The 12678-nt window shown below is 56.0% G+C and carries 9 protein-coding genes and 1 riboswitch; of the genes, 3 read left to right on the forward strand and 6 right to left on the reverse strand.

What is annotated here, in order from left to right; translation table 11 throughout:
- Positions 1–46: 46 nt before the first annotated feature.
- A riboswitch (M-box (ykoK) riboswitch) is annotated at positions 47–213 on the reverse strand.
- A gap of 467 nt (positions 214–680) precedes the next feature.
- The gene (locus tag EG886_RS03835) at positions 681–2099 is read left to right on the forward strand and encodes a SpoVR family protein (RefSeq protein ID WP_124726903.1); all 1419 of its coding nucleotides are present in this window, start codon (positions 681–683) and stop codon (positions 2097–2099) included.
- 60 nt (positions 2100–2159) lie between these two features.
- On the opposite strand, the gene EG886_RS03840 is transcribed toward EG886_RS03835, so the two are convergent.
- From EG886_RS03840 to EG886_RS03865, 6 genes are all read right to left on the reverse strand, one after another.
- A complete protein-coding gene (locus tag EG886_RS03840; protein WP_124726904.1) occupies positions 2160–5348 on the reverse strand; it encodes a WIAG-tail domain in 3189 nt (1062 codons plus the stop codon).
- 163 nt (positions 5349–5511) lie between these two features.
- The gene (locus EG886_RS03845) at positions 5512–5973 is read right to left on the reverse strand and encodes a GNAT family N-acetyltransferase (protein WP_124726905.1); all 462 of its coding nucleotides are present in this window, start codon (positions 5971–5973) and stop codon (positions 5512–5514) included.
- Positions 5970–7283 carry a YheC/YheD family endospore coat-associated protein gene (locus EG886_RS03850; RefSeq protein ID WP_124726906.1) on the reverse strand — a complete coding sequence of 438 codons (1314 nt, stop codon included), beginning with the start codon at positions 7281–7283 and terminating at the stop codon, positions 5970–5972. Before EG886_RS03850 ends, EG886_RS03845 begins: the two co-directional genes overlap by 4 nt.
- Before the next feature lie 13 nt (positions 7284–7296).
- The gene (locus EG886_RS03855; protein ID WP_124726907.1) at positions 7297–8670 is read right to left on the reverse strand and encodes a YheC/YheD family endospore coat-associated protein; all 1374 of its coding nucleotides are present in this window, start codon (positions 8668–8670) and stop codon (positions 7297–7299) included.
- On the reverse strand, positions 8667–9785 hold the full coding sequence (locus EG886_RS03860; protein WP_124726908.1) for a YheC/YheD family endospore coat-associated protein: 1119 nt from the start codon (positions 9783–9785) through the stop codon (positions 8667–8669). The genes EG886_RS03855 and EG886_RS03860 overlap by 4 nt, the downstream gene beginning before the upstream one ends.
- Positions 9782–11212, reverse strand: a complete 1431-nt coding sequence (locus tag EG886_RS03865; RefSeq protein WP_124726909.1) for a YheC/YheD family endospore coat-associated protein — start codon at positions 11210–11212, stop codon at positions 9782–9784. Before EG886_RS03865 ends, EG886_RS03860 begins: the two co-directional genes overlap by 4 nt.
- Positions 11213–11484: 272 nt before the next feature.
- Between EG886_RS03865 and EG886_RS03870 the strand changes: the two genes are divergently transcribed.
- Positions 11485–12168 carry a metal-dependent hydrolase gene (locus tag EG886_RS03870; protein ID WP_124726910.1) on the forward strand — a complete coding sequence of 228 codons (684 nt, stop codon included), beginning with the start codon at positions 11485–11487 and terminating at the stop codon, positions 12166–12168.
- 216 nt (positions 12169–12384) lie between these two features.
- Positions 12385–12660 (forward strand): hypothetical protein, encoded by a 276-nt coding sequence (locus tag EG886_RS03875; protein ID WP_124726911.1) that lies wholly within the window; start codon positions 12385–12387, stop codon positions 12658–12660.
- Positions 12661–12678: the final 18 nt, after the last annotated feature.

A 12678-nucleotide genomic window follows, 5' to 3' on the forward strand; every position in this document is an offset into this window, starting at 1 on the left:
GCATGCACAAACGGGCTCCTGCCTGCAAACGGACATGAGCCTGCGTGCCTATCTCCCTCATTTGAGCTTTGGCACTGAACGGCATAGGTCCAAAGACCAGCTACATTAGAAAAGACCTTCCTTCCGATCTTTCCTGCTGACCCATTGGCGTCTCTCGACATTTTTGGGCAGTAGCGTGTCTCCGTTCAGGAACCTCACCTAACAGAGATAAGCGACAAACGGATATTCGCTTGTGACGTAGCAAGTATATCGCTGAACATATCCGGTGTCAATCCAATTTTATGTCACGAAGCGGATGAAGGTGAACACGGAAACAAATACTGGAGATTTGCTGGAAACATCTTGAATTTTTATAGAAAATTCTGTACAATTAGACTAACACCTTTGGTTGGGTGAAGCCGGATCCCGCCCGGGGACACCGTTCGGGGACGCCGACGGAGAAAAGACGGACCGGATGGTCCGGGGAGGAATTCCGTGAAAAGGCGAACCATCCACGAACGGAAAAACGGACGCGGGACCCGGGAAACCGGCTGTGCCGAAATACGGCCCGTCTGCATGAAATGGCAGAAAGACCCGGTTGCCTGATGCGGGCGCCGGTTCCGTGCACCCCCGGCATCCGCAAGGTGCCTGTGTCAGTCGGATTCCGGAAGACCACTACCGGAGAAAGTGGGGATGCCGTGATGAATGCGGATGAACGGAAGGAGCTCGAACGGGCGATCCATGAAATCACGGAGATCGCCAAAGGATTCGGACTCGATTTTTTCGAGATGCGATATGAAATTTGTCCGGCGGATATCATATACACGTTCGGTGCGTACGGAATGCCCACGCGTTTTTCTCACTGGAGCTTCGGCAAGGCATTTCACAAAATGAAGCTTCAGTATGATCTCAACCTGAGCAAGATTTACGAGCTGGTGATCAATTCGGATCCGTGTTACGCCTTTTTGCTGAAAGGGAACAGCCTCACGCAAAACAAACTGATCGTGGCCCACGTGTTGGCGCACTCCGATTTTTTCAAGAACAACGTCCGATTCTCCAACACGCCCCGAGACATGGTGGAAACCATGGCGGCGAGCGCGGAAAGGATCCGTGGATACGAGCTCAAGTACGGCAAGGAGACCGTGGAAACCTTTCTGGATCATGTCCTGGCCATTCAGGAACACGTGAACCCCAGCCTGATCGACGCCGTCAACAGGCAGCGAAGAATCAAAGACCGGAAGCCTGCCGGGAAACCGGTGAAAACCTCTCCGTACGATGATCTGTGGAAACTGGATGGGGAAAGGTCGGCACCGCCCGCGCCTCGTCCCGTCAAGCGCCGGTTTCCCGAAACCCCCGAAAAAGATTTGCTTTTGTTCATCATGGAAAACAGCCGCGTTCTGGAAGAGTGGCAGCAAGACATCATCACCATCGTACGCAACGAGATGTTGTACTTCTGGCCGCAACTCGAAACAAAGATCATGAATGAAGGATGGGCCAGCTATTGGCACATCAGGATCATGCGCGAGCTGGACTTGAACGAAGCGGAGACGATCGAGTACGCCAGGTTGAACGCGTCGGTGCTTCAACCGTCATCCACATCGATCAACCCGTATTATCTGGGTTTGAAGATTTTTGAGGATATTGAACGACGCTATGATCATCCGACGGAACAGGAGCAGAAAGAATTGGGGAGGAAGCCGGGGCAGGGGCGGAAAAAGATTTTTGAGGTTCGCGAGCTGGAATCGGACATTTCATTCCTCAGGAATTATCTGACCAAGGAACTGGTCGAGGACCTGGATCTCTACGTGTTCCAGAAAAAAGGCAACGAATGGACGATCACGGACAAAGACTGGACCGTTGTCCGGGATCAGCTGGTGGCCGGCCGGATCAACGGCGGACACCCGGTGATTCTCGTGCAGGACGGGGATTACCTGCAAAACGGGGAATTGTACCTCATTCACCGTTATGAGGGGATCGAGCTGGACATCAAATACTTGGAGAAGACGCTTCCGCACGTATACGCGCTGTGGGGAAGGTCGGTTCACCTGGAAACCGTGATCGAGGATCGTCCGGTCGTTTTCTGCTACAACGGGACGAAATGCACGCGGCGGTTTGTCTGAAGATGAACCCCGAAAAAACAAATGGACTCCGGGGACGGGAGCGTCTCCGGAGTTTTTTTGTCAGACTTCCCCTTCTTCGGAATGATTCGCCGGTGCGGAGTGAGCCTCCGCCTGATCGGAGGGATCCGCGGATGATGCGTCCTGAACTTCGGATCGTTCCGGGTCATCTTCCAAAGGTGCCGGGGTTTCGGGGGCAAGGTCTTCAGCGACGAACGGCTCCGTGGCCCCGTCCGTACCCGACGAAATGGTGGCGGTAAGGGCTTCTTTGGTCTCGTTCTCCGGGGCTGCCTGAACCGGTTGGAAGAGCCAGGGGAGAGTGAAATCGGGAGACAACGGAGATGCGATCCAGAACACGTGCCCGACAAGGGGGACGTTGGTTTGATCGGTGCGATGAATGTGCAGGGTGAACTGCTCTTTCTCCAGGTGGAACAGGCTGGCGTGACAGAAAGGCTGATCCGTCATGGCCACCACGATGTAGGGGAACGGAACGGGTTCGCTGAGCGGGATTTTCAGCAGGGTTTCGGCATGTTCCTCGTCCAGACGGAATTCGCAGACGCCGGCACAGGTGGCAAAGCGTGCTCCGAATGCGGGAGGGGACTCCCCGACGAGTTGGTGCAGATCAAAGCTCAGTTTTTCCGGACCGATGGATCCGTCGGCGATATGTTCCGTCCGGACGGCGCCGGGGGCCAGTTTTTCCGCAGTGACGCATTCATCCGTCAAATGGAACTCCCGGATGACACCGTCTTGCAGATGGACTCCGCCGATTTGTCCCGGAGCGATGTGAGGCGACAAGACGACCCGGTCCCCGATGTGCAGGGAATGGATGGTGCCCGGCCCGATTTTGTCTCGGGTGACGGCTCCGTTTTGCAAGTGGTGCTCCCCGATTTCTCCCTCGCGGATTTTGCTTCCCGTCACGGATTCATCGGCGAGATGGTCGTTTTTCACACATCCCTCGGAGAGATGAATCGATTGGACGGATTCCCTGGCCAGTTTTCCGGCGGTGACGGATTGGTCGGTGAGATGGTGCGTTTCAATCTGTCCGTGGGCGATCTTGTCGGATGTGATCGACGTTTCGGCCAGGTGTTCGGTGCGGACGGACTCGGGAGCCAGTTTTTCCGCAGTGACACATCCGTCCGTCAAATGGAACTCCCGAATGACACCGTCTTGCAGATGGACTCCGCCGATTTGTCCCGGAGCGATGTGGGGGGACAGAACGACCCGGTCCCCGATGTGCCTGGATTCGATGGTGCCCGGTTCGATCTTGTCACCGGTGACGGCACCGTTTTGCAAATGGTGCCCGGCGATTTCATTCTCACGGATTTTGCTTCCCGTCACGGCTTCGTCGGCGAGATGATCGGTATGGATGCAATCGGCAGAAAGATGCAGCGATCGGACGGATTCGGGAGCCAATTTTTCCGTGGTGACGCATTCATCCGTCAAATGAAAATCCCGGATGATCCCGTCCTCCAGATGAACGCCGCTGATTTGTCCCGGAGCGATATGCGTGGCAAGTACGGCCTGCTCTCCGATATGCCGGGATTCAATGGCGTCCGGTTCGATCTTGTCGCGGGTGACCGCTCCGTTTTGCAAATGATGTTCTCCGATTTCGCCGCTGCGAATATGGCTTCCCTTCACGGATCCTTCGGCCAGATGGACGGATCTTACGCTCCCGGTCGAAAGATGTTCGGCGTGCACGGATTCCGCGGCCAGTTTTTCGGCGGTGACCGATTGATCGACGAGATGATGGGTGCTGATCGCTTGTTCCGAGATATGACGCTTTTCAATGCATTCGCGTTGAATGTGACGGCCGCTGACGGATTCCGAGGCGAGTTTGTCACCGGTGACGGCCCCGTTTCGGAGATGTTGGGCTTCGACTTGCTCATAACCGATATGTTTGCCCGCGATGATCCGGTCGCCCAAGTGATTGGTTTGGATGCTTCCGGGTTCAATTTTGGAAGAGGTGACGGAACATTCGCCCAATTTCGCGGAAGTGATGGCATAATCGATGATCTTGTCGGTCGAGATCGATTCCGGAGAAATTTTGGACGTGGTGATGGAGTGATCCAGCAGTTTTGAACCGGTGATCGAGTGGTTGGCGATGTGTTGCTCCGAGATGGCTCCGGGGCGGATATGCTCGCCGCCCACCAGATTTTCGGTCAAGTGTTCTTCAAGGATGATGCGCGATGTCAGATGTTTGGAATGAATGCTCCGTTCTTGGATCATGTCCGGACGGATGCTGTCGGGCATGAGATGCCGGTGGGACACGCACTGGTCTGCCAAATGCCCTTCCCTGACGGCACCGGGAGCGAGATGTCGGGAATGGACGGCCTCGTGGTCGAGGTGTTCCGGGCCGATCGACCGTTCCGCAAGATTGTCGCGGGTGATGGAACCTTTTCCGAGGTGTTGGGAAGAAATGGACAGTTCTCCCAAGTGATGGGTTTTGATGGCGCCCGGGGCGATTTTGTCGGCCGTCACCGCTTCGTCGGCGAGTTTGTCATGGGTGACCGCATGCTGCTGGATTTTGGTTTCCGATACGGCATCATCGGCCAGTTTGGAGGTATTGACGGCATCATTCACCAAATGATGGGTTTGAATGGTGGCGCTTTTCAGTTTTTGTCCGCTGATCACCTGGTCTGCCAAATGTTCGGCCTGGATTTGTCCCAAACCCAGGTGGTGTCCCAGAATGGACCTTTCTTTCAGTTTGGTGCCTTCGATGCTGTGGTCGACCAGCTTGCTTCCCGGGATTCCGTTGTCGCGGAAATGCCGGCCTTCGATGGTTTCGCGACGGATTTTCTCGCCGCTGATCGCGTCGTCGTCCAGATGGTGTTCCTTGATCGATTTGGGAGCGATTTTCGGCGGAGTGACGGATTCGGGGGCGAGAAGGATTTCGGTGATGGAAGCGGGTTCGATGTGGTGGGTCCGGATCGTTCCGGTTTTGATTTTGGCTCCGTCCACGGCTTGATCCGCGATTTTTTCCGTGGTGACCGACAGATCGGTCAGATCATCCGTGTAAATGCGTTTCTTCCTTTCTTCGACCTTTTTGCGCGGAGGTTCCGCCGGCTTTTCAACCGGCCGATCTTCAGACGGCTGAACCTCAGGTGTCAAAGGGGAAGGCGGATGGAGAGAAATGTCCCTGCTTCGTTCCGATTGCTCCAGATCCTGCCGGATCAGTTCGTTCAGATAGACTTCGTCGTTGAAGGGTCGGCTTCGTGGCTTTCTTTTTGGAGGCTGAGGCTTTTTGTTACGCATGTGGGGTCATCCTTTCCTTGAAGGATTGGCATCTGTACCCTTTATATTCAATGTCAGCCCAAGGAGTGCAAAAGGCCGGGGCTTCGGTGGCGGAAGGTGGATCCCGTCTCCGGCGGAAAACCCCAAGCCCTTTCCGTTCAAGAAAGAGCTCGGGGTCGGGCGCTCATCTCTTGATTTCATCCGGGTGGTAATTTCCCCAGCCGAGCCACAACGTCGGTTTGCCCGTCGGTCCCTTGAACAGGTTGAATGCTTTGAGCCCGCAGGAAAAGCAGAGTTTCAGGCTGGGGATGTTGTCGCAGGCCACACGGGTGTAGATTTTGTCCAGATGGTTCATCGCTTCCCGGAGCAAGGCTTCTCCCACTCCTTGGTTTCGTTTGGAGGGGTGTACGGCGATGAATGATTCATCAATGCCGAAACGACCGAATGCGATCACGCCGACCAGCCGGTTTTTTTCCAGAGCGGCCGCAATCCAGGTTCCCTCCGGGACATTCTCCGGCGTGAGCCGGCTCAGCCATCGGAGAGCGCGATGGGTGATCCGGCCGTCTCCGTGGAGCTTCATGAACCGGACGATGACGTGACGCACTTTCGGCAACTCGCCGGGAGAGATCCGCCGGATGGTGATCATTCTGATCCCTCCCGTTGTCGTTCGGCTTTGCTCAGATACATCGAGTACTCGATCAGACGGCGGAGGGATTTTTCCCGGATCTCCGGCTCGTCAAATTTCATCGGTTTGGCGTTTGCTTCGAAAAACCACAGGGTTCCGTTATTTTCCACGCCCATGTCAATGGACATTTCTCCGAGAGGGGACGGTTGCTTTTCTTCGATGAACCGGGCAATCGAAAGTCCCAGATTCCGCGCGGAGTCCAAGGTCTCGTCAGCCCGGTCGCCGAATACCTCTTGAAACACGACGTGCGTGCTTTCGATCCGTCCTCCCATCGGCACGTGCGTGGAGATGGAGGTTTCACCCGCCACCCGAATGCCGACGCCGGTGACTCCCCACTCGCCGTTCAAGTCTTTTTGCAACAGCATCCGGACGTCGAAGGGACGGTTCCGGAATCGGGCGAGAGGAATGCCCTGTTGGACGATGTAGGGGCGTTGTTGGGCAAGTTTTCGGATTTGCGGCCACAAGCCGGCCAGATCCGGTTTGATCATCCGGTTTTTTTCCCGGGCTCCTTGGTGGATCAGTTCCACTCCGTCTCTGCCGAGAGTGATTCTCATCATCCCGATGCCCGCTTTGCCTTCGACCGGTTTGAGATAGATCACCCGATGAGAGGAGGCCATCCGTTTCAGGGTATCGAAACCGTCCAATCGAAAAGTGTTCGGCAGATGAGCACTGAGCCGGGGGGAGGTTCGCAGCTGATTGTAGAGGGTCCACTTGTCGAAGAAGCCGGGATTGAACAGATGGACTCCCGGTTTTTCACGGATGATGCGGAAGGCTTCCTGCACTTCCCGGGATCGTTCGGACCGGCGGTTGGGAACCCGGTTGTAAACCACGTCGGGAAACGGCATTTTGACGGGGATCCAACGGGGGTTCCGTCTCCGGTGATCAAGTTGATAGCCAAAGACCGTGTCCGAATCCGGACGGATCCCTCCCGGCGTGAGAACAAACACGGTCACTCCCATTTTTCTCCCCGTGCGAATGATGTCGACGAAGTTTCGGTGATTTCCGTGAAAGGGAGCGCCGCCGTCCGCGGCGAGGATGGCGATCACGGGTCTGTTTGCGGTGTCTCCGGATGGTCTGCTCCCCGTCGTCCGGCTGCCGGCCCGTTCGGCTTTTGACATGCCGGGTTGAGCCGGGGTTGCGGATTTCAAACGATCCGCGGGGATGACCGGGAACATTCCGGGGAATCCAAAGGTTCGCCGGTGACGGTGGAGGGCGGACAACAACAGGATGTTTTGTTCATGGATCATCATGCCTTCATCGGGTTTGTTCACCGGAGTCCCTCCTTCATATGAATTCCGCCAGTTTCAGGCTGTAATCGGTGATGTATTTTGCGGATTTTCTTCCCGCATCTTTGTAACTCGGGTGCTGAAAGATATGGCGTCCGGGTTTTGAATTGACTTCAAACAGCCAGACTCTTCCGCTGTGGTCGACCCCCATGTCCATTCCGAGTTCTCCCAGCGGGCCGTTGACCTGTTCTTCCAGCGCGCGGGCGATGAGGATGGCCGCGTTTCTGATGGAGGCTTCCACGCTGCGGGCGTTTTCCCGGAATGTTTTGGCGAGCAGTTCATCGGTGGGAAGGATGGATCCTCCGGTGCGAACATGCGTGGTGACACATCCGGATCCGGCGGCTTTTGAGGCGATCGCCACCACCTTCCATTCTCCCGATCCGTCTTTGTGCATGTGCACGCGAAAGTCCACCGGTCGGTTCTCATGCCGGATGAGCCGGATGCCCTGTTGAACGAGATACTTTTTGAAGCGGCTCGACTGGGGGCTTCCGAAATAATGACTGATCAGTTTTTCCAATGAACGAAAGCGGTGCAACACGTTTTTGGTTCCCTGGTGGAACCGGCAATAGTATCCTTCCTTGGGATGGTGCGTGATCCTGAAAATGCCCATGCCCAGACTTCCCGTGTTGGGTTTCAGATACACCATCGAATGGCGCTCCAGCATCTTGTGCAGGGTGCCGATCGACGGGGAAAGAACCGTTTCCGGTATGAACTCGCGGGTGATTTCGTGATTGCTGAGGAGTTGGTGAATCGACCACTTGTTGAAAAATCCCTGGTTGAAAATCTTGCAATGATAGGACTCGCGCAGCCGGCTCAGGCATGACTGGACGTGGCTGAGAGACTCCGCCTTCCGGTTGGGGACGCGTTCGTAGACCACATCCGGAAACGGTGAGACGATCGGTTGCCAGCCGTTTTTGTGGTGTAGATAGTACCAACCGGAAATCGTCCGGTTTTGCCAATCGACCATGTCCGGAGTGAACACGTAGGTAATCGGTTTTTCCTCTTCCCCGCCTTGGATGAATCCCTTGAACAGGAAGGTTCGGACTCCGAACGGGGTCACCGGGTTTCCCGTGAATCCCGTGGTCAAAATGCCGATGATCGGCCCGAGTTTCAGGGTTTTTCCGCGGAATGCGACCCGGACCTGACCGGTATAGGGAATGAGCAGTTGCCGGGCCATGGAGGGGTGGAAGAAGATGCGATACCCTTTGATCTTCCCGCGGACCACGCGGGTGATCAGGGATTTGTTGCCCAATTCCACCCGGATGGACTGACCGTTGGCGCATCCCCACAAATCCGCGAGGGACCGGCTGATCACGATGGCTGTCGACGGTGTTTGCGGATGAATCTGAATATGGCTGATGATCGAATTCATAGGGATCCTCCTGACGATGCGAGTAAGGCACCGGCATAAAGAATGGGGAGCCTTACCGCCCTTTTCCGGATGTCCAGTTCACCGGTGCGAATAAAAACCGTCCGGCCCGGTTTGGAATTGACCTCCAGGATCCAGACGTTCCCTTTCTTGTCGATGCCCACGTCAAGGCCCAGTTCGAGAAGCGGGCCGTGGTTTTTCTCGATGTGTGAAGGGACGGTCCGGCTGAGAAACCGGATGTTTTTCCGGATGGTGTTTGCAAGAGATTCGTCATAGTTCCCGGCCAGAAACTCTTCAAATTTGACGGCCTGACCGCCGCCGTGGAGATTGGAGGTGATGGTCCGGGGATTTCCGATCCGGACGGCCATGCCCGTGGTCTCCCATGCAAATTGCTCGTTCTTCTGAACGAGGATTCGAACGTCGAACGGTCTGCCGTCCGCCGTGGTCAGATCGAGAAAAGGTTGAATCACATATCGGGTGTTGCCGATGAAATCCCGGATCCATCGCAGGAAATCGTCCAATCTGAAAAACCACGTTTCAAATGAGTGATTGGCTTTTGATCTTCCCCGGACCCACCACTTGTCGCCCGTTCGGTTGATGGCCACCACGCCGCGTCCGTGACTTCCTCCGTTGGGCTTGATCAAGACGCTTCCGAATTTGTCCAACCGTTCCAAAACGTCTTTGGGGGTCTGGTACCGGGCGGTTGGCGGAAGAAAGGGCTTGATTTCGGGATGGGTTGACAGAATTTCATGTGTTTGCATCTTGCCGCCGAGCGCCCTGCCGAGCAAACGGATGCCCGGATCATCCGCCACTTTCTGCACAAACGGTTTGTACCTGAGATAATGAGCGGAATCCAGATAATAGATCCGGTCATACACCAGCTTGGGGAGCGGTTCGGTTCCCCGAATCCATCTCCGGTCCGGCAGGACGCTCCAGCCGGGAACGGTTCGGCTTTTCCAGTCGATGAATTTCGGATCGAACACGATGACGCGAATGCCCAGCCTCCGGCCCTCTTCGGAGAGTTGCATGAAGTACGGGGCTTCGGTGAATGGTGAATGTTTTCCCTTCAATTCCTCGCTGATCATGATTCCCAGGGTCTCGATCCCTGTGCGCCTCATGTCGGTCTCCTCCTTTGCGCTTTCGTCGGTCGTTTCGGAGACCGGGGAGGGGAATGATTTCGCGTCACCATTCCGCAAAGAAAAAGAACGTATTCCAGCAACCTCCGGACGGACGGGCGGGTGGAGAGCGACGGATTCAGGACCGTGTCATCGGTTTTGGAGGGTTTGGAGTTGATCTCGATCAACCAGACGTTTCCGTGAATGTCCACGGCGAGGTCGATGCCGAGTTCCGCGTAATGGCCGCCGGCGATTCGCTCGAAGGTGGTGGCGATGTCGACGGCGATCCGTCTGATTTCGTTCAGCGCAGGTTTGCGGGCCGCTCCCAACAGCGGCAGGACTTCGGAGGCTTTGCGAATGGTGGCTCCCCTTGCCAGATTGGACACGATGTCGCTGTCATTGGCAATCCGGGCGACGGCGGACGTGATCTTCCATTCTCCCTTGCCGTCCTTTTGCACCAGGACGCGGAAATCCACTTGCCGATTGTCGTATTTGGCCAGTTGGAGTCCTTGCTGAAGGAGATAATCCTGTTTCCCCACCCGCCGCCGGAGAATGTGGACCATCTCCGTGAGCGTTTTTGTTTCCCGAGTGATGATTCCGCTTTGCGAAGCCGATTGGCAGATCCACTTGCCGGATCCTCGGCTGACCCGGCAGATTCCGCTGCCGAGAGAACCGTTGTTCGGTTTCAGGTACAAAATCGGGTGTCTGAGGAGCATTTCTTTGACGGATTTCGGGTGAAACCGGCAGGTCTCCGGGAGCATCCGCCGAATCTGCTCATCCTTGACGAGAATGTCGTACACTTCGATTTTGTTGAGGAATTGTTCATTGAAAACGGGGATGTGATAAATCCTTTTCATTCGGCTGAGCATGGTTTGCACGGACTCCTGCTGCTCCACTTTCCGGGAGGTGAGACGGTTGTAAACGACGTCGGGGAGCGGCAATCGGACGGAGATCCACCGATCCTTGTTCCGGATCCAACCTTGCACCGATTTCCGTTCGAGATCGAGGCTGTCCGGAGAGAACACAAAGACCTGCAAACCTGCACCATGTCCCGCGAAGATGCATTCCTCCATGAATTTGGTCATGGCGCCGAACGGGAGCTCCTCGGTGGCATCCGGCTGGGGATTGATGAGGATGCCCAGCAAAGGACCGATTCGCAAGCGGAACGTCCGGGGATCAAAGCGGGCATGGATCTTCGGAACGGAATGCATGTTCAGCTTCGCGGCCAGCGTCGAACTCACGCGGATCAGATTGCCGCCCGATCGGGATGCGGCGATCCTGGCAACGGAGGAAGCCGCTCCGAACGTGATCAGGAAGGGGTTGGAGCGGATATTGAGAATGCTTGCCAAGGACCGGCTCATGATCAGCTGGGTACCTTCCGGGAAGACATGGTCAGGCAGGATTTGGATCTGAACTCTCGCTTGCCCCATGGGAATCCCCTTCCGCTTGAAATGCTAATGTATGCTATGTAGGCAAGTATTCGGGGGTGAAAAAAACAGGCTTGGCAGGTTTCCGGAGGCAAGCGCTTTCGAAAGCATCCTGCGGGGATGAAAATGATGGTATGATAAGTGGCAGGGGGGACAGATGTGCCGGATGGGGAAACGGGTGAAAAGCCTGTCCGGGAGGTTTTGATGCGGCCGGCTTGCAGGCCGGCTCGGCATGACGCATCTTCCCCGGGAAAGAAGGAAAAGGAGGTCTCCGTATGCGCATTACATATCATGGCCATTCATGCTTCGAATGGGTTCACGGATCCCACCGGATCTTGATCGATCCCTTCCTTTCCGGCAATCCGTCGGCCAAAGTCAAGCCGGAAGAGATCGACGCGAACTGGATCCTGCTCACCCACGGACACGGTGACCATCTGGGAGACACGGTGTCCATTGCGCTCCGGACCGGGGCCACGGTGATCGCTCCGCACGAGCTGGCCGTGTGGCTGCAAGGCAAAGGAGTCAACGTTCATGGCATGGGAGTCGGCGGCGGGTTCCGGTTTGAGTTCGGTCATGTGAAAATGACCCCCGCTCTCCACGGAGGGGCCATCGAGGCGGACGGACAGGTGTTGTATGGCGGCAGCCCGGCCGGATATCTCGTCACCGTGGACGGCAAAAGAATCTATCACGCCGGTGACACCGCCCTGTTTTCCGACATGAAACTGATTTCCCGGGGAGAACCCGTTGACTTGGCCCTGCTTCCCATCGGTGACAATTACACGATGGGCCCGGAAGACGCATTGATCGCCGCCGAGTGGTTGAACGCCCGTCACGTCGTGCCGATGCACTACGGAACGTTCCCGGTGATCGAACAGGATCCCCATGCGTTCGTGAGCCGACTGGAGCAAAAGGGAATTGGCGGAACGGTGATGAAACCCGGGGATACGCTGGAGCTGTGATCCCAAAATCGGAAAAATTTGCACGGATATGTAAATGTAAATTTGCTGTAACCGGTCTGTAATCTGTGTCCGTTAAGATAGAACCAGGATGAAAACCCCCTTTGGTAGAGACGGCCCCGGAAACCGTCTCTTTTTTTTTTGCTTTTTTTGTTTGCATGAACGGACAGGCATCCGCGTAAAAATGGATTGAAACCCGGAAATCGGGGGGGAATTCTGTTGAACCGACACAGATTTTGGGCAGCGAGCGGACTTGCCATGCTCACGTTCGGATTGGCCCACTTGCCGCTTGAGTGGGCATGGGATCCGGACAGCGTGTATGCCTTTTCCTGGCTGGGCACGGTCGGACTTGCCACCACGGCCCATGTGCGGGAGATGATCCGGTTTCGCCGGTTGGAACTCGTGAGGCAGGAACGGGAGCGAAGAGCCCGTTGGCTGGAAAACGAGCGCATGTTCCGGAGACGGAGGAGGTCGCGCGGAATCCGGGCGGTTTGACTGTGCAACGCGCATTTC

The organism is Staphylospora marina, assembly GCF_003856495.1.
Lineage (GTDB): Bacteria > Bacillota > Bacilli > Thermoactinomycetales > Thermoactinomycetaceae > Staphylospora > Staphylospora marina.

Excerpts from the sequence above, each read along its gene's own strand:
- EG886_RS03835 (WP_124726903.1), top strand. The coding sequence starts at position 681 with ATGAATGCGGATGAACGGAAGGAGCTCGAACGGGCGATCCATGAAATC.
- EG886_RS03840 (WP_124726904.1), bottom strand. The coding sequence starts at position 5,348 with ATGCGTAACAAAAAGCCTCAGCCTCCAAAAAGAAAGCCACGAAGCCGA.
- EG886_RS03845 (WP_124726905.1), bottom strand. The coding sequence starts at position 5,973 with ATGATCACCATCCGGCGGATCTCTCCCGGCGAGTTGCCGAAAGTGCGT.
- EG886_RS03855 (WP_124726907.1), bottom strand. The coding sequence starts at position 8,670 with ATGAATTCGATCATCAGCCATATTCAGATTCATCCGCAAACACCGTCG.
- EG886_RS03860 (WP_124726908.1), bottom strand. The coding sequence starts at position 9,785 with ATGAGGCGCACAGGGATCGAGACCCTGGGAATCATGATCAGCGAGGAA.
- EG886_RS03865 (WP_124726909.1), bottom strand. The coding sequence starts at position 11,212 with ATGGGGCAAGCGAGAGTTCAGATCCAAATCCTGCCTGACCATGTCTTC.
- EG886_RS03870 (WP_124726910.1), top strand. The coding sequence starts at position 11,485 with ATGCGCATTACATATCATGGCCATTCATGCTTCGAATGGGTTCACGGA.